General features: G+C 66.8%; 16 protein-coding genes and 5 pseudogenes. 12 read left to right on the forward strand and 9 right to left on the reverse strand.

Features of this window, described 5'->3' with window-relative positions; genetic code table 11:
• Positions 1-4: 4 nt before the first annotated feature.
• A complete protein-coding gene (locus ABZS64_RS36170) occupies positions 5-835 on the reverse strand; it encodes a glycosyltransferase family 2 protein (protein ID WP_355838965.1) in 831 nt (276 codons plus the stop codon).
• 60 nt (positions 836-895) lie between these two features.
• On the opposite strand from ABZS64_RS36170, the gene ABZS64_RS36175 reads away from it, so the two are divergent.
• Genes ABZS64_RS36175 through ABZS64_RS36185 form a run of 3 tightly spaced genes read left to right on the forward strand, consistent with a single transcriptional unit; the run spans position 896 to position 3,035 of the window.
• Positions 896-1,654, forward strand: coding sequence for a hypothetical protein (locus tag ABZS64_RS36175; protein WP_355838935.1), 759 nt, complete (start codon positions 896-898; stop codon positions 1,652-1,654).
• A 17-nt stretch (positions 1,655-1,671) separates the two neighbouring features.
• Positions 1,672-2,376, forward strand: coding sequence for a hypothetical protein (locus ABZS64_RS36180; RefSeq protein ID WP_355838937.1), 705 nt, complete (start codon positions 1,672-1,674; stop codon positions 2,374-2,376).
• Between the two features lie 20 nt (positions 2,377-2,396).
• Positions 2,397-3,035, forward strand: coding sequence for a hypothetical protein (locus tag ABZS64_RS36185; protein WP_355838939.1), 639 nt, complete (start codon positions 2,397-2,399; stop codon positions 3,033-3,035).
• Positions 3,036-3,048: 13 nt separating this feature from the next.
• Here the strand turns inward: ABZS64_RS36185 and ABZS64_RS36190 are convergent, their stop codons facing one another.
• Both ABZS64_RS36190 and ABZS64_RS36195 read right to left on the reverse strand, forming a co-directional pair.
• On the reverse strand, positions 3,049-3,603 hold the full coding sequence (locus ABZS64_RS36190) for a Tn3 family transposase (protein ID WP_355838967.1): 555 nt from the start codon (positions 3,601-3,603) through the stop codon (positions 3,049-3,051).
• A 7-nt stretch (positions 3,604-3,610) separates the two neighbouring features.
• Positions 3,611-3,904, reverse strand: a pseudogene (locus ABZS64_RS36195) (hypothetical protein); the annotation flags it as partial.
• 74 nt (positions 3,905-3,978) lie between these two features.
• Between ABZS64_RS36195 and ABZS64_RS36200 the strand changes: the two are divergent.
• Genes ABZS64_RS36200 through ABZS64_RS36210 form a run of 3 tightly spaced genes read left to right on the forward strand, consistent with a single transcriptional unit; the run spans position 3,979 to position 5,057 of the window.
• Positions 3,979-4,656 carry a tyrosine-type recombinase/integrase gene (locus tag ABZS64_RS36200; RefSeq protein ID WP_355838941.1) on the forward strand — a complete coding sequence of 226 codons (678 nt, stop codon included), beginning with the start codon at positions 3,979-3,981 and terminating at the stop codon, positions 4,654-4,656.
• On the forward strand, positions 4,646-4,849 hold the full coding sequence (locus ABZS64_RS36205; RefSeq protein WP_355838943.1) for a hypothetical protein: 204 nt from the start codon (positions 4,646-4,648) through the stop codon (positions 4,847-4,849). The genes ABZS64_RS36200 and ABZS64_RS36205 overlap by 11 nt, the downstream gene beginning before the upstream one ends.
• Complete coding sequence (locus ABZS64_RS36210; protein WP_355838945.1) at positions 4,842-5,057, forward strand: hypothetical protein; 216 nt, start codon at positions 4,842-4,844, stop codon at positions 5,055-5,057. The genes ABZS64_RS36205 and ABZS64_RS36210 overlap by 8 nt, the downstream gene beginning before the upstream one ends.
• A gap of 186 nt (positions 5,058-5,243) precedes the next feature.
• Here ABZS64_RS36210 and ABZS64_RS36215 read toward each other — a convergent pair whose 3' ends face one another.
• From ABZS64_RS36215 to ABZS64_RS36225, 3 genes and pseudogenes are all read right to left on the reverse strand, one after another.
• On the reverse strand, positions 5,244-5,885 hold the full coding sequence (locus ABZS64_RS36215) for a hypothetical protein (RefSeq protein WP_355838947.1): 642 nt from the start codon (positions 5,883-5,885) through the stop codon (positions 5,244-5,246).
• 197 nt (positions 5,886-6,082) lie between these two features.
• Positions 6,083-7,014, reverse strand: a pseudogene (locus ABZS64_RS36220) (IS5 family transposase).
• Positions 7,015-7,086: 72 nt separating this feature from the next.
• Entirely contained in the window at positions 7,087-7,812 is a 726-nt protein-coding gene (locus ABZS64_RS36225) for a hypothetical protein (protein ID WP_355838949.1), read from the reverse strand.
• Between the two features lie 889 nt (positions 7,813-8,701).
• On the opposite strand from ABZS64_RS36225, the gene ABZS64_RS36230 reads away from it, so the two are divergent.
• A complete protein-coding gene (locus ABZS64_RS36230) occupies positions 8,702-9,097 on the forward strand; it encodes a hypothetical protein (RefSeq protein WP_355838951.1) in 396 nt (131 codons plus the stop codon).
• 33 nt (positions 9,098-9,130) lie between these two features.
• Here ABZS64_RS36230 and ABZS64_RS36235 read toward each other — a convergent pair whose 3' ends face one another.
• Entirely contained in the window at positions 9,131-9,550 is a 420-nt protein-coding gene (locus ABZS64_RS36235) for a VOC family protein (protein ID WP_355838953.1), read from the reverse strand.
• 145 nt (positions 9,551-9,695) lie between these two features.
• Here ABZS64_RS36235 and ABZS64_RS36240 point away from each other — a divergent pair.
• Positions 9,696-10,527 (forward strand): IS5 family transposase gene (locus ABZS64_RS36240; RefSeq protein WP_355838955.1). Its coding sequence is split into 2 segments (ribosomal slippage): positions 9,696-9,830 and positions 9,832-10,527, totalling 831 coding nucleotides; the frame shifts between segments, so codons are not numbered across the junction.
• Between the two features lie 15 nt (positions 10,528-10,542).
• Here the strand turns inward: ABZS64_RS36240 and ABZS64_RS36245 are convergent.
• Positions 10,543-10,779 (reverse strand): annotated as a pseudogene (locus tag ABZS64_RS36245) (VOC family protein); the annotation flags it as partial.
• 347 nt (positions 10,780-11,126) lie between these two features.
• Between ABZS64_RS36245 and ABZS64_RS36250 the strand changes: the two are divergent.
• The 3 genes from ABZS64_RS36250 (at position 11,127) to ABZS64_RS36260 (ending at position 12,513) form a co-directional block, all read left to right on the forward strand.
• A complete protein-coding gene (locus ABZS64_RS36250; RefSeq protein WP_355838957.1) occupies positions 11,127-11,549 on the forward strand; it encodes a DUF6193 family natural product biosynthesis protein in 423 nt (140 codons plus the stop codon).
• A 48-nt stretch (positions 11,550-11,597) separates the two neighbouring features.
• The gene (locus ABZS64_RS36255; RefSeq protein WP_355838959.1) at positions 11,598-11,921 is read left to right on the forward strand and encodes a hypothetical protein; all 324 of its coding nucleotides are present in this window, start codon (positions 11,598-11,600) and stop codon (positions 11,919-11,921) included.
• Between the two features lie 166 nt (positions 11,922-12,087).
• A complete protein-coding gene (locus ABZS64_RS36260) occupies positions 12,088-12,513 on the forward strand; it encodes a DUF3592 domain-containing protein (protein WP_355838961.1) in 426 nt (141 codons plus the stop codon).
• 183 nt (positions 12,514-12,696) lie between these two features.
• Here the strand turns inward: ABZS64_RS36260 and ABZS64_RS36265 are convergent.
• Positions 12,697-12,978, reverse strand: a pseudogene (locus ABZS64_RS36265) (hypothetical protein); the annotation flags it as partial.
• Between the two features lie 65 nt (positions 12,979-13,043).
• Here ABZS64_RS36265 and ABZS64_RS36270 point away from each other — a divergent pair.
• Positions 13,044-13,875 (forward strand): annotated as a pseudogene (locus ABZS64_RS36270) (IS5 family transposase).
• Positions 13,876-14,149: the final 274 nt, after the last annotated feature.

Raw genomic sequence — 14,149 nt, forward strand, 5'->3', positions numbered from 1 at the left:
CGGTTCAGATCACAGGAGGCCGGCCGAGGCGGGCGAGGGCGAACACGGTGCGCCAGCGCATCGGCTTGCGGCGCCCGCAGGGGGTGCGCCAGCCTTCGCCGAACCCGCCGAACCAAGCCCGCAGCCCGGGAATGCTGCGGGTGCGGATCACGGTGAGCGTGATCCACACTCCCAGGTAGATCGGCACCAGCGGCGCCGGCAGGTGCCTGCGGGCGAGGTAGACCCGGTTACGAGCGTTGACCTGGTAGAAGAACTCGTGCCGGGCCGGGGACGTGCGGGGGTGCTGCAGCAGCAGTTGCGGCTCGTAGCGCACCTGCCACCCGGCATCGATCGCCCGCCAGGCCATGTCCGTCTCTTCGTGCGCGAAGAAGAACGCGTCCGGCCAGTGGCCGACCTGCTCCAGCATCCGCGTGGACAGCACGTGAGCGCCGCCGAGGAAGCCGGTCACCAGCCCGCCGCGCATCGGATCGCCGGCCCGCAGCCGAGGTACGTGACGGCGCTGGGTCACACCGGTCTCGTCCGCGATGCGGAAACCCACGATGCCCAGCTTTGCGTCCGCCGCATACAGGTCCGCGATGGTGGCGAAGACGTCGTCGGCGACCAGCAGGCCGTCGTCGTCGAGGTCCAGCACAAGGTCCATGTCCTTCAGGCGCTCCAAGGCGGCGTTGCGGCCGCCGGTCACCCCGAGGTTCTCCGCCAGCTGCACGGTCTCGACCCAGAGCGGCAGCTCGGGCAGCTCGCACCCGTTCGCCACCACCACGGTCCGCGCCGCCGGAACCGTCTGTGCACGGACCGAGGCCAGCAGCTCCGCCAGCTCCTTCGGTCGCGTGCCCATCGTCAGGATCGCCACGCCCAGCTTCACGCCTGCCCGTACCCGTCTACTTGAAGGACACCCATGCCCGATCGAACCTCGCGGTCCCCTGCCAGCCTGCGAGAACTCGCTTTTGAGCGCCGACTGCTCGCTCACCAGCCGATGGACCAGGTAACGCTCGGGTGGATCAGAGACAACCGCCCGGCGAACTTCGACGCCGCGCCCAGCTTCCCACGCCCGGGACGCATGCTCGTACCGCAGACCTTCTGGTTCGCCGGCCCTGTGCAGGCCGAGGCCAACCACGGCATCCGCCACAACGCCCGCGTCAGTCTCCTCGCCGCCCTGATCACCGAGGAGTGCGGGCTCGACGGCCACGAGACCGCGGCAGCATGCGCGGCCGGGGCCGTCCACGACTGCCGGCGGCGCGATGACCGGGCCGATCCCGGCCACGGGCTGCGCGCCGCGTCCTGGCTCCTGCGCCACCCCGAAACCGTCGCCCGCGCCCTCGGACACGACGTGCCGAGGGCCGCGATGCACCGGGTGGCCGCGGCGATCGCCGTGCACGACGTGCCCTACGACCGCTTCACCGAGCGGCAGGAGCGGGCCTACCGCGAAGACCCGCACCTGGTCGACGTGCTGAAGGCGGCCGATTGCCTGGACCGCTACCGCCTGCCGCTGAAGCGCTGGTGGCCGGACACCTCCCGGCTGCGCATCCCGGTGCCCGACTGGCTTCCTCCCCTCGCGTTCGCCTTCGTCGTGCACAGCGAGCAGGCCCGTCTCGACGGTGCCGACTCCGCCCATGCCCTGGCCACCGCCCGCCAGATCCTCACCCCCGGCCCGTAGAAGGAGCCCGCCCCCCCATGGACACCGACCTCGACGACGCCCACACCGACTACACCCACGCGGCCACCCGCCCCGTCCCGGCCGGGTGCGCCGAGAGCGAGGCCGACTGGCGCCGCCGCCTGCAGCACGACACCCCCGGCGGCTGGCTCCTCGCCCAAAACGCCATGACCCGGTCCCTGGCCGGAGGACGGGCGATCCATCTGATGCACACCACGACGGCCCTCGATGCCATCCGGGCCAGCGGCCAGCTGCATGTCTCCACCGGGTGCCTTCTCGCCGCGCTGTACTGCGCGCCGCTCACCGAGGAGCCCTCCGGCCTGCGCCCGCACAACCTCGGTGCCTACCTGCTGCAGACCAAGCCGCACACCTCCACTCTGGTGATCGAGATCCGCGCAGCCGCCCCGACGCCGACCAAGGGCATCGACTACCTCCGGCTCGGCCGCCTACACCTGCGCACCTATCTGAAGCACCGCAGCTTCCTCACCGGGGCCGAGGACAGCCGGCTGCGCGGGAAGGCGCTGCACCAGATCCGCGCCACCGCCCCGTTCCTGGACACCCTCCTGGCATGCGCCACCGGGCGCCGGATGCGTCCGGACGCGTTCCTCGACCAGCTCGCCGCCGCCGCCCGTGACCTGCCGTTCCTGGGCTACCTGTACTTCGAGGTGCTCTCGGAATACCTGATGCTCCACTCCACCAGCACGGAGACCCGGACGTACGCTTAGGCCTCGCTTAGGCCAGGGAGATGAACAACCGCCTCTACAAGCGCCTGGCGTTCTCGGCCGTGGAGGGCATGGACAAGTTGTTCGATCTGTCCCGGTTCCATCCGGGCCACCGTCGCCTGCGCAGCCTGATCACCGGCATCGAGCCCCGGCTGGCGCCCGGCGCAGCCGCCTACACCCGCGACCGCCTCTCCCACCTGTTCACCGCCATCGCCCTCGACCCCCATCAGGATGCGAGGGACTTCACCTTCCGCGACGCGGACTTCGACGTGCTGGCGAAGACCGCACCCTCCCTGCTGGGGCAAGCGATCTTCCGCGAAATGCGCATCCTGGAGCGCTATCCGCAGCTCTACCTCGCCTTCGAACAGGCCAAGGCCCTCCAGGCATGGAACTACTGGAACGAGAACGGCATCGCGACGCCGTTCAACGGTTTCCTCCCGAAGGGCGAGATCGGTGTCAACCCGGCCTTCCCGGGGGACGAGGTCGCCGTGTGGCGGGCACAGGCCTGCGAACAGGGACTGCTCCACCCCGTCGAGCAACTCGACGTAACCTTCGTGCCCCGCCTGGCCGACCTCGGCATGACCGCCATGCGCCGGGACGCCACGGGAAAGGCGGCCGGACATCCGATCGTCGCCGTATCCGGTGTGCGGGCGTCCTGCTGACCTCAACCACCCACTACTGCTCGGCGGCGTTCGGGTCGCGCAGCGCGCGCAGGGAGCCGTCGCCGTGGGAGCGGACGATCGGAAAGCGCCCGTGGAAGTTGATGTGTTCGTGCATCAGCGGGGACAGCCGGGAACGGATGTACTTGGAGACGGTAACGCCGCCCGCTTCCAATTCTTTGACCGCGGCGTCCATGTAGAGGCTGTTCCACCACACGACGGAGTTGAGCGCCATGCCCAGCGCTCCCAACTGGTCTTCCATCCCGTCCCGGTAGCCGTGCCTGAGCTCGCCGAGGCGGCCGAAGAAGATCCGGCGGCCGAGCGCGTGGCAGCCCTCGCCGATGTTCAGCTGCACGCCGATCATCCTGCGGTACGCCTCGGAGTCGATGAACTGCAGCAGGTGCAGGGTCTTGAAGATCCGGCCGTAGTGCGCGAACGCGTCCCCCAGGCCGGTCATGCGGTCGCCGGACGTCATCAGGCGGCATCGTGATGCCCGGCACCCTGCGGGACTCGCTCGGCATCCTGGACGCGAGTACCGTGCCCCACTGCACCGCCCAGCCCAGTCGGTTATGCGCCCTGCGCTTGGCTTGCGCCTGTTCCAAGGACACCGCGTCCAGCCGGAAGAACTCCTCCAGTTCCTGGACGGATTGCTCCCCGGCGAAGCGCGCGTACCGGGCCTTCTTTATTTGTACGCGGACTGGAAGTGTCAGGGACGTTCGCCACAGGGCCCGGCGAAGTGTCGCGTCCCCGTGGCTGACAGTCGATGGTGACCGTTGTCCGTGACAGTCGTTACCCCATCCGAGTAGCCAGCGGGTGGGGAGATCGGGATGTACGTGCGTCGGGCCGTGGTGGACGCAGTCCGCGAGCAGCACGCCCGGTCCGGGAACGGTTGGGCGACGCCTGCCGGTTCCCGAAGGTCAGCAGCAACCCGAACGGGAAGTATCCGATGCCCTACGGCACGGTCGACACCCGCTTCGACGCCTGGCTGAAGCGCATCCAACTCATCGACTCCAACGGCGACCCCGCGACCGTCAACTGGCATCAGTTCCGGCACACGCTGGGCACACGCATGGCGAATGCGGGCGTGTCCGGCCGCACCATCCGCGAAATCCTCGGCCACACCTCCTGGGAGATGCAGGAGCACTACTCGCGCATCGCGGACGAGACCCTTCGCCGCGAATACGAGGAGAAGTACGAGGTGCGCTTCAACCTCAAGGGCGAAGCCGTCAAGGTCCGCCGTGACGCTGACCTGTCCGGCGTCGAGTGGCTCGCCGAAAAGATCGGCCGCCGCCTCCACGCGGTGGCCGGCGGCTGGTGCGGACGGCACATCTCGCGGCCCTGCCCGAAGACCGCGGCCGACGGCTGCTACTTCTGCCAGGACTTCCAAAGCGATCAGCACTTCCTGCCCATCCACCGCGACACCCTCGCCCGCACACGCGATTTGCAGGCCGACGCGACGGCAGCCGGCCGGTCCCGGGTGGCCGAGGTCAACGAGCAGCTGGCCACCGCCGTCGAGCACGTCATCACGCGCATCACCGACCAGGAACACGACGAGCTGTCCCCGGCTGCGGACCACACCGCGACAAGCCGAGCCAACATGGGAGAGACAGCCGATGCGGGCTGACAACTCGGCCCACCTGGCCGAAGCCGCACAGCAACGCAGTCTTGCCTGCATCGAGCGGGTCCAGGCCGTCCTGAACGCTTTGGAGCGCGACGGCGGCGCGGTGACCGTCGTCGGCGTCGCCGCCCGAGCCGGAGTCTCCCGCACCTTCCTCTACGACCCTGACCAGGCGTCGTTGCTCACCAGATTTGCGTGACCTCGCTGGCAAACAGCCTTCCACGGGGAGACCTGCCCTGCCCGACCAGCAGCGGATCACCACCAAGTCACACGAGACGGTGGTCAGAGCCCTGCGGGGCGCCAGCCGCAAACTCAGCGAGGAGAACGAGCGGCTCCGCAACGAACTCGCCGTGGCCCTCGGCCAGCTCCGCGACCTCCGCCGAGGCATCGGTGTATCTGTTGTCTGAGCGCGTCAGCCTCGGGAGCAAACTTCGAGGTCCAATTGCCCTGACGGAATGAGGAGTTGGCACCAGCTGCTAGGACTTGTCCGGTCGATCATGTGTCTGCTTCGGGGCGGTCGTTGCGTTCGGTGGCGCGCCGCCAGCCTTCGGCGACACGGGACACCTTCGCGCGACCAGGCCACGTCTCGTGACTCACCAATCGCAGGTGTGGAACGTGCAGAGGCGGACCTCGACGACGCCTGGGAGTCGGTCGATCTCCTCCCTGAGCCCGTCCTGGCTCCGCCCTTCTGGGAAGCTTTCGGGTATGCCCACGTGGAGTTTGAGCCGCCCGGCACTCTCGGCCACCTCGACCTGCGTGGCTCCGAAGTCACGCAGCCGTTCCTTACGTTCATTGAATTCCCGGTCGTTGAACCGGCTGGTGGAGTCCAGTGTCGCGTTGAAGTACGGGGGCGGTTCGTTCTTAGGGTCCGACGGGAGAACGATCAACGCGAAGGCTGCCGCGCCTGCGAGGGGCACCGTCACCCCCCACCATGCACCTGGGCGGTTGCCAGCGTCCACGAAGGCCGCGACCAGCAACAGCAGGGCCGCTGGAAGAAACAGGAACATGCCAATGACGGCACCGATCAGCCCCCAGGCCAGCAGGCCCGTCCCGATGACGAGGCAAGCTCGGGCAAATACCTTCGGCTGCTCTCGCATCAAGAGCGGCACGGCGGCTGCTGCCGCGCTGACAACAAAGAGCCCAGCCAGGAACAGCGAGAGCAAGAGCCCCAAGACCGCCGCACCCACTGCCGCCACGATCCCCGCCACAGCCCAGGCCCGCTGCCGGGCGGACACTCCCTGGCAATCCTCCACGACGCCCCCCATCCTTGAACGCGTTCAGTTGAACGCGTTCAAGGTATCGCACGCGCGGCGCCGCGCAAGTGAGAGACCCGGCAGCCATGCACGAGTAACGATCGGGCACAAGCACCAGCAGTCCGTTCCCTGTGACGTCAGCGGCCGACCAAGGACAGTTTCCGAGCCGTTTCCGGCAGTCATGTCCGGAGCCAGATGACCAGGGCTACCACCGTCGCGGTGCCGAGGTAGACGTATCGGCGCTTGTCATACCTTGTGGCCAGGGCCCGAAACTGCTTCAAACGGTTGATCGTTCGCTCGACGGTGTTGCGCTTCTTGTACCGCTTCTCATCGAAGCCCGGTGGCCGCCCGCCTCGTGATCCTTTACGGAGGCGGGCAGCGCGGCTGTCCGTCTTCTCTGGGATCGTGCGCCGGATGCCCCGTCGCCGCAGGTAGTCGCGGCAGGGCCCGTTGCTGTAGGCCTTGTCCGCCGCGATGCTGTCCGGCTTCGTGCGGGGTCGGCCCGGCCCGATCCGAGGGACGCGAATCCTCTCCAGCACGGGCTTGAAGTGGGTGCAGTCCGCCCGCTGGCCGGGGGTGACTATCAGGGACAGCGGGCGGCACCGGCCGTCCGCGCTCAGGTGCACTTTGGTGGTGAACCCTCTGCGCGAGCGGCCCAGCCCCTCACCTCCTGCACCACCTCCTCCAGGCGGGCGACGAGGCTCTGCCACGCCGTCTCGTCCTCGTGTTCCACCTCGTCGGCCCCCTTTGAGGCGGGCGCCGGCGGCGGATCGGTGCGGGCGCCGGCCGCGTGCTGGTGTGCTCGCACGATGGTGGAGTCGACCGAGATGTCCCAGTCGATCTCGCCCGCGGCGTCAGCCTCGGCCTGAACTTGCTGGAGCAGTCGCTCCCAGGTCCCGTCCGCTGACCACAGGCGGTGGCGTTCATACACAGTTTTCCACGGACCGAACCGTTCAGGCAGGTCACGCCACTGCACGCCGGTCCGCACCCGGTGCAGAATCCCGTCGATCACCTGCCGGTGATTTCGCCGCCGGCCACAACGACCGTTGCTGACCGGCAGGAACGGCCGCAGCCGTTCCCACTCGCCATCCGTCAGGTCACCCCGCCCCATGTCCACGTCAACGACTTGGGCACGACGTAGTCACATGATCGACCGGACAGGCCCTAATCGGGCCACTGACCATCACAGGTCCGCGGCGTCGATCCAGCAAATCGTCGCCACCAAGTCGGGAGCATTGTGGGTTGCTTCGGCTGCCAGCAAGGCCCAGTCCCGGCAGTCGGCCACGATCCGATCCCAGGGCAACCGGCGGTCAATCTCCCAGTCGATGCCCGGCCCATGGCCTCCGAAGGCCCCGCCACCGGGCTTGACCTGCCATACCTGAAAACAGAGCACTGCTTGACCGTGAGCGGCAAGCTGCTCAATGACTTCGGCGAGGTGAACTGTCGGCCATGCCGGATCCAAGATCTCCAGCGAGCGCCGCAACGCGGCGGCCTGGGGCGGGATCACGACGTCACGGGCACCCAGGTCACTCAGTGCACCGCGAAGTGCCACTCCTTCGCTGTCGTCGGGGGCTTCACCTCGCTGCCGAAAGGCCTCATAGGCTCGCTGAAGTCCCGGCACGGCACGCTGGATCTCCAGGTCCGCCAAGGCTTCGGCCGCCCATTGGCGAACGGTGGAGTTCTTGTTGTCCAGCAGGTCGATCAGCACGTCCCCGGGCCGTGGATCCTGCAGCGCAGTGAAGACCTCAATGGCACACAGCTGTCCAAACGGTCCCAGGCCGGGTACTGCTGCGATCAGTTTGTCCAGCACGTCTGGCCCCATAGCGATCAGCGCATGCTGAGCGTCCTCCGCGACTTCGCTCGAATCCGCGTCCAGTTCGCCAACCAGCTGGGCAATCGTGCCATCCATGACCTGAGTGTGGCTCGGCGGCACCCACCACAGCCAGTCGATAAACCACTCGTCCCATGCCCACGGCGACATTGCTGTCCACGGCCCGCGGACGACCGGACGCTCAGTCACAGCACGTCGGGATGGCGCGCGACTGACACTGTCAGCAACACAAAATGACAGCTCCCACCAACCAGTGAGAGTGAAAGATCCAGATAACGGCACTGCTCTTCTGAAAGATAGTCAACTGCCACAGGTCGCGACGCTAGGCAACAAACCGCTTCAGTGGGACGACTTCCGTATGGCGTCCCGGCTCTTCACCGTCCGGCGCGCAGCCGGTCGCGCCGTGTGGTGACCAAGGCAACGCCACGGCTCGCGAGTCTGCTGTTCTCCATGGAGCCACCGCGCTGAGGAGGAGCCCGGGGGGAGGGGTCGGCCTGGTCGTCGTACGACGGACCGCAGTTGGCCTTGAGCCCGCAGAGCTACGCGGTGCTGGAGCCGGTGCCTGGGTTGCTGGAGCGAGTCAACAACGACTTCATAGCCATCCGCGACGCCGGCATCGGTCTGTCTCTCCACGCACTCGACGCGGTCAACGAGTGCCTGGCGTCGCCGCCCACCATGGACGTGACGCGCTCGCCGAGTAGCACTGGTGCCCAGGGCGGGCAAGAGCGTCATTCGGGACCTTGAGGGTCATCTTCGCGACGATTCGAACACCTGCACGGATGCTGAGGAAGTCTGATGCCTAGTGTCGGATTCGCCGCCGTCAGTCACCCGGACGCACGGTCCGGGGACGCATGCGGCATGAAACGGGGTTCGATCAATGCGTTTCCAGACTGCCCTGACTACGGCAGCGGTCGGTGTATTAGTTCTCTTCGCGGGAGCTGGGACGTCTAACGCTGCAGACGGAAGCATGAAGGGGGTTGCTTCCGTCACGGCCGAACCGTCTGCCCAGGCTCCTGCGGGGGTCGTCGGCTGCGTCTTCGAGTCGATGAAGCCGCTCTACGTGACCGCCAACGGTCCTCTCTACGCACAGGGAAAGATCAAGAGCTGTACGACACCGAAGCCGGATGCGTGCAAGCTCGACGTGACCTTGGAGCAGAAGCTGTCCAGCGGCCGGTATGGCGTCATCGCCAGCAAGACCACCGGATGGAAGGCCTGTAAGGCCAAGACCCTCAGCGTTCCGTACAAGTGCCCTCAGCGGATCCAGACGCACTCGTACAAGACGGTGTCCTCCCTGCAAGTCGAGTACCAGGGGAAGCACGGCACGAACGTCGTCGCCAGTTCGGCGATGTCCACGAACTGCTGACTGAGCACACCCAGCGGGGAGGCGGTTCATGTCTCAGGGCGTGGGCCGCCCTTCGGCCTCCGGCCGGGGATGCAGCTCCTCATCCAGTAGTTCCTCTTCGCTCATCTCGACTGCGAACTCGTTACCTTCTGGGTCTGCCATCGTCACGCAGGCCAAGTCAAAGGGATCTTGGGATTCGGAAAGGACTACTGCCCCCAAGGTGACGAGTCTGCTGACTTCCTCATCCAGAGTTCCGCACACCGCTCCGATCCCCAAACGCACCGCCACTCCCGGCCGCTCTCCATGGGCAGCGGCTTTGAAGTACAGAGACTGCGGCTCGTTGCCGTCGACCAGCTGGAGGTGGAGCCCGTGACTGCCGTCAATCACTGGCTTGAGGAGCACAGCACCCCAGAATCGAGCAAGTGCATCCGGATCGCGGCACAGGAAGGTGATGCGTCGCAGTTGTGTCGTCATACGAATGACGGTAGTCCCTGGCATGCCGACAGCAAGACCGCCAGCCCCCTACCGAGACGCCACACCCCAGATCATCTAGGCGTGTCTCTTTGATGGGCTGGTCAGTTGATCGGATGTGTCTGTCCGATTAGTGATCACTGATGCGATGTGGAGCAGGATCGAGCCGCTGATGCCGGCCGATCCAGTTCGCGGACGGCGGTGGGCCAACCACCGCCGCACGCTCGAGGCCATCGCGTGGAAGTACCCCACCAACTCGCCCTGGCGGGACCTCCCCCGACGAGCTCGGCTCATTCCAGACCGCCCACAAACGGCTGATCAGATGGGCCGTCGACGGCACCTGGGAAATGATCCTCACCGCCGTCCTGGCGGCAGCGGACGCCGATGACGACATCGACTGGACGGTGTCAGTGGACTCCACGGTCGTCCGGGCCCACCAGCACGCCGCCGGAGCACTCACAAGGGGGCGACCCACTCCGGCGAGCCCGCCGACCACGCGCTCGGACGCTCCCCGCGGCGGGCTGAGCACCAAGTTCCACCTGGCCGCAGACGGCCGCGCACGGCCCCTCGCCTTCACAGTCACCGCAGGCCAGGCAGGTGATGCACCAGCCTTCGAGACGGTGATGTCCCGCATCCGCGTGCCCCGCACTGGCCCCGGCAGGCCCCGGACCCGGCCCCTGGCCGTTCTGGCCGACCGCGCGTATTCCTCACGTGCCATCCGCAGCCACCTGCGGCGCCGGGGCATCCGTGCGGTCATCCCACAGCCGTCCGACCAAGTCAGCCACCGCCTGCGACGAGGCCGACTCGGTGGCCGCCCGCCCGGCTTCGACAGCGAGGCATACAAGCAGCGGAACACCGTCGAGCGGTGCATCAACCGCCTCAAGCAGTGGCGCGGCCTGGCCACACGAACCGACAAACTCGCGATCGCCTACCAGGCCGCACTCCACCTCGCGAGCATCCTCATCTGGAACCGACGCTGACCAAAGAGACAGAACCTAGCCGATCCGTTCGGCCAGAGCGACGATGATTCCCGAGGGGCCGCGGAGGTTGCAGAGTCGGTAGATGTTCTCGTACTGCGCCACCTCGCCGAGGAGTTCGGCGCCATGGCGGCGCAGGCGGGTGATCGTGTCGTCGATGTCGTCGACGGCGAACATGACACGGTGCAGGCCCAGAATGTTGGGTGGCGGGTTGAGCGGTCCGGCAGTGATCGCCGCGGGGGTGTGGAACTTCGTCTGACGGGTGGAGAACGGCCACGTACTACGCGTTGACGGACAGCGAATGGCTTTACTCGGCTGGTGGACAACTTCGCGGGGCAGACCCGCACACCTCCGGGCCGTCGGAGTGCTCGGGCACCAGGTAGGCGCCTACCTCGGCCTCGGCTGGCTCATCCGCACTCGCCCGGCCGAGCCCTTGCTCCTACTGTGAACAAGATCCCTTGTGACAGGACACTGGGACCAGCGGTACAGCCGGGCCCGTCCCCCGCACGTTGGCGGGCCCGGTTGCTGCAACTCCCCCGCTTTCAGGAATTGTCATTCTTGATGGAGCCAGTTCCGACCGACGACGGGGATGATGTGTCGCTATGGACGCAACACCCCCGAGCCACGGCCTCGTCGAAGCAGGTTGGCAGAAGGTTCGCGCCGACGGGCGGGTCCGCCCGGAACTGCTCGAAGCGGCCTATGCTGAACCCCGCCTGCGCCAATTGTTCCCCTGGACAGGAATGGGAGAGCTGCACTTCAGCCGATGCACAGGGCAGCGGTGGACGTGGGACATTCCCTATATCCAGCCCGCGGCAGCAGGCGAATACTGGGTCTCCGGACCCCTGCGCAGCGAGTCCGTGGGCCCAGCCGCGACGCCGGAACAGGCCGTCAAGATGGTGGTCGAACGCCTCCCTCCCGGCTGCGGCCCAGCCTTCGTCGGAACCCCTGAAGAACTCGCCATCCGTGACGCCACAGCCCTGTCCGTCAACCCCGAGCCCCAGGACACCGGCCACGCCACGAACTGACCTCACCGGTTCCAACCATCGTGGCCAGGTCCCAACTAACGTGCCGCCGTGCTTGATCAGGTGCAACGCCAACTAGCTGCGGTGCGCAAACGAATCGAAGCCCGACCCAGCATCTCCGACCTGGAGGCATCCATCCAGGGAGCCGAACTCGCATCCCACGCCGAAGTCAATGCTCACCTGCGCGCGATACTTTCGAGAGCTGAGAAGGAAGGCCACCTCGCCGAAGAGGCTGATCGGCTGGCCCTCATTCAGAGAGCCGTGCAGGAAGGCGGGCTCGCAGAAACCGCTGACCTGCTGGCCGTCCTTCCATCGGCCGAGCAGGAAGGCCGTCCGAGCACGAAGACCAAATCAAACCCGACCAATGAGAACTGACTCGCGTGTCCTGTCGCCCACTCAATCTTCAGTGAGACGAACTGTCCTGTCGCGCCGAAGGTTGAGCAGTCTCACCCAAGTTTGGTCGTCAAGAAGAGCCCTACCTGAGGATTGTCACTGCCGCTCCACCCGCAACCGACACCCCAGCGCACGCGTCGCATTACACATGGAACGCGAATGGCTCTTCTCCCTCATCCCCCTGACGATCGGCACGATCTTCCTCAGTTTCGGCGTGTACGGCCTCCGCCGCGCCAGCGCGCTCAGCCGCATAGGTGTCACTGCCAGGGCTCGGATCGTCCGCCACGATGTCAGGCGCGGCGACGAAGGCGCCACGTTTTACCACCCGGTCGCGGCCTGGACGGCCCAGGACGGGCGCACGTGCGAGTACTCATCCAGGTTCGGCCGCGGAGTCGTCGGAAACAACTTCGGCGTGGGGGCGTACGTCATGGTCCAATACGATCCGAAAGCCCCACACCGGTTTGCGATCGAGGGCTGGGACATGAGGGCGGTCGACCTGCTGTTCACCGTGCTGGGGTCGATGTTCACCGTGGGCACGGTGACGGTGTTGCTCGTCCGGCTGCTGACCCTCTGATCGTGACCAACCCTCAGTTGCCCTACCGCCGCGACTCGTCCGTGCCTGTCCCGTGTCACCGCATCTTGAGCGCGTGCCACTGAAGGTTGAGCCTGTAGAGCAGGTCACAGACCCGGTTGGTGATCTCGACTTGGCAACCCGCGCGAAGTAGTCCGGGGCGTGTGACCGGCTGCGGCCCGTGTCCTTGTCCCGCCAGCCCAGCCAGAACGGCTGCGAGGACAACCCCGTCACCAGCGGATCGAAGTCCAAAAGCATCGCGTGGTCCCGCTCCAGCCAGGACTCGAACCCCACGTGCCGGCCCGTCGTCGCCGCCCAGTACAGCCCTGGAAAGTGGCGCTGGCTGCGGTACGACGGAAAGTCCCGCACCGGCAGCCTCTTCAAAAACGACGTCCCCGGCCTCGACCAGCCGCCGACGTCTCGTTCCGCCGTCCGCCTCCACCCAGCCGATCTCATACCGTGACGCATCCGCGTACACAGAACGTCCTCGCAGGGCGGTTTGGGTCTCACCTGATCTGGTCCGTGTCAGAAACATGCCTCGCCGACAGCGGCCCTACCCAAGTGACCTGTCCGATGCCCGCTGGGAACTGCTGGAACTCACATTGACCGCCTGGCGTGCGGCGCGACGGGTAAAGGGCCTGGATATCGGCTGGCCTCCTGAACACGACCTGCGCAGAATCATGGACGCGGTCCTCTACGTCGACCGGACCGGGATCCCGTGGCGCTACCTTCCCCACGACTTCGCTCCCTGGGAGACCGTCTACGGCTACTTCGCCGCCTGGCAGAAGGACGGCGTCTTCGACCAGCTCAACGGACTTCTCCGTCGCCTTCTGCGGGAAGCCGAAGGACGGGCGGCGGAGCCGAGCGCATGCGTTCTGGACGCACAAAGCATCAAGACCTCCGCGAACGTTCCCGCGACCGGCCAGGGAATCGACGCAGGCAAGAAGATCGCCGGCCGTAAACGCCACATCGGTGTCGACACCCTCGGCCTCCTCCTGGCCGTCTGGGTCACCGCCGCCAGCGTCTCCGACAACACGGCGGTATCCACCTGCTCTCCAACATCGCGAAGGCCCACCCTGGCGTCACCAAAGCCTGGGCAGACAACGGCTACCGCATCAAGGCCATCGACCACGGCGCCCAACTCGGCATCGACGTCGAAGTCCTCCGCCGCGACCCCGTCCAGAAGGGATCCCACGGCGTTGGGTCGTCGGGCGGACCTTCGGCTGGCTCATGCACCGCCGCCGCCTCGCTCGCGGCTACGAAACCCACCCCCACCGCTCCGAAGCCATGATCAACATAGCGATGATCGACCTCATGAGCCGCAGGCTCACCCGCGAATCAACCCACAACTGGCGGGAGAGCTGAACGGTGGCAGGGCCGGACTCCTGTGCATCACAGCAGGTAGGGCCACAGGCTGACGCTGTTCCGCTTCACACGGACCTCGACCCACGTTCCATCGATTGCAACTGGTGGCGGCGGTTCGGCGAGGTCGAACAGGATTTGGGTATCTGCCAGTTCCAGCACAGCCCCGCCATCGCCCGTGACGGACCAGTTCGGCGAGGGAGATCGTGTCGGGCAGGTTGGACAGCCAGTAGCCGGTGGGCGCCTCGGCGCCGTCGGGCCATTCGACCAGCAGCGT

It is taken from the genome of Streptomyces sp. NPDC005408, assembly GCF_040606445.1.
In the GTDB taxonomy this organism is placed as follows: domain Bacteria; phylum Actinomycetota; class Actinomycetes; order Streptomycetales; family Streptomycetaceae; genus Streptomyces.

Bases quoted from the DNA above. Each gene is read 5' to 3' on its own strand.
- ABZS64_RS36170 (WP_355838965.1), bottom strand. From the start codon at position 835: ATGGGCACGCGACCGAAGGAGCTGGCGGAGCTGCTGGCCTCGGTCCGT.
- ABZS64_RS36175 (WP_355838935.1), top strand. From the start codon at position 896: ATGCCCGATCGAACCTCGCGGTCCCCTGCCAGCCTGCGAGAACTCGCT.
- ABZS64_RS36180 (WP_355838937.1), top strand. From the start codon at position 1,672: ATGGACACCGACCTCGACGACGCCCACACCGACTACACCCACGCGGCC.
- ABZS64_RS36185 (WP_355838939.1), top strand. From the start codon at position 2,397: ATGAACAACCGCCTCTACAAGCGCCTGGCGTTCTCGGCCGTGGAGGGC.
- ABZS64_RS36200 (WP_355838941.1), top strand. From the start codon at position 3,979: ATGCCCTACGGCACGGTCGACACCCGCTTCGACGCCTGGCTGAAGCGC.
- ABZS64_RS36205 (WP_355838943.1), top strand. From the start codon at position 4,646: ATGCGGGCTGACAACTCGGCCCACCTGGCCGAAGCCGCACAGCAACGC.
- ABZS64_RS36225 (WP_355838949.1), bottom strand. From the start codon at position 7,812: ATGGATGGCACGATTGCCCAGCTGGTTGGCGAACTGGACGCGGATTCG.
- ABZS64_RS36230 (WP_355838951.1), top strand. From the start codon at position 8,702: ATGAAGGGGGTTGCTTCCGTCACGGCCGAACCGTCTGCCCAGGCTCCT.
- ABZS64_RS36235 (WP_355838953.1), bottom strand. From the start codon at position 9,550: ATGACGACACAACTGCGACGCATCACCTTCCTGTGCCGCGATCCGGAT.
- ABZS64_RS36250 (WP_355838957.1), top strand. From the start codon at position 11,127: ATGGACGCAACACCCCCGAGCCACGGCCTCGTCGAAGCAGGTTGGCAG.
- ABZS64_RS36260 (WP_355838961.1), top strand. From the start codon at position 12,088: ATGGAACGCGAATGGCTCTTCTCCCTCATCCCCCTGACGATCGGCACG.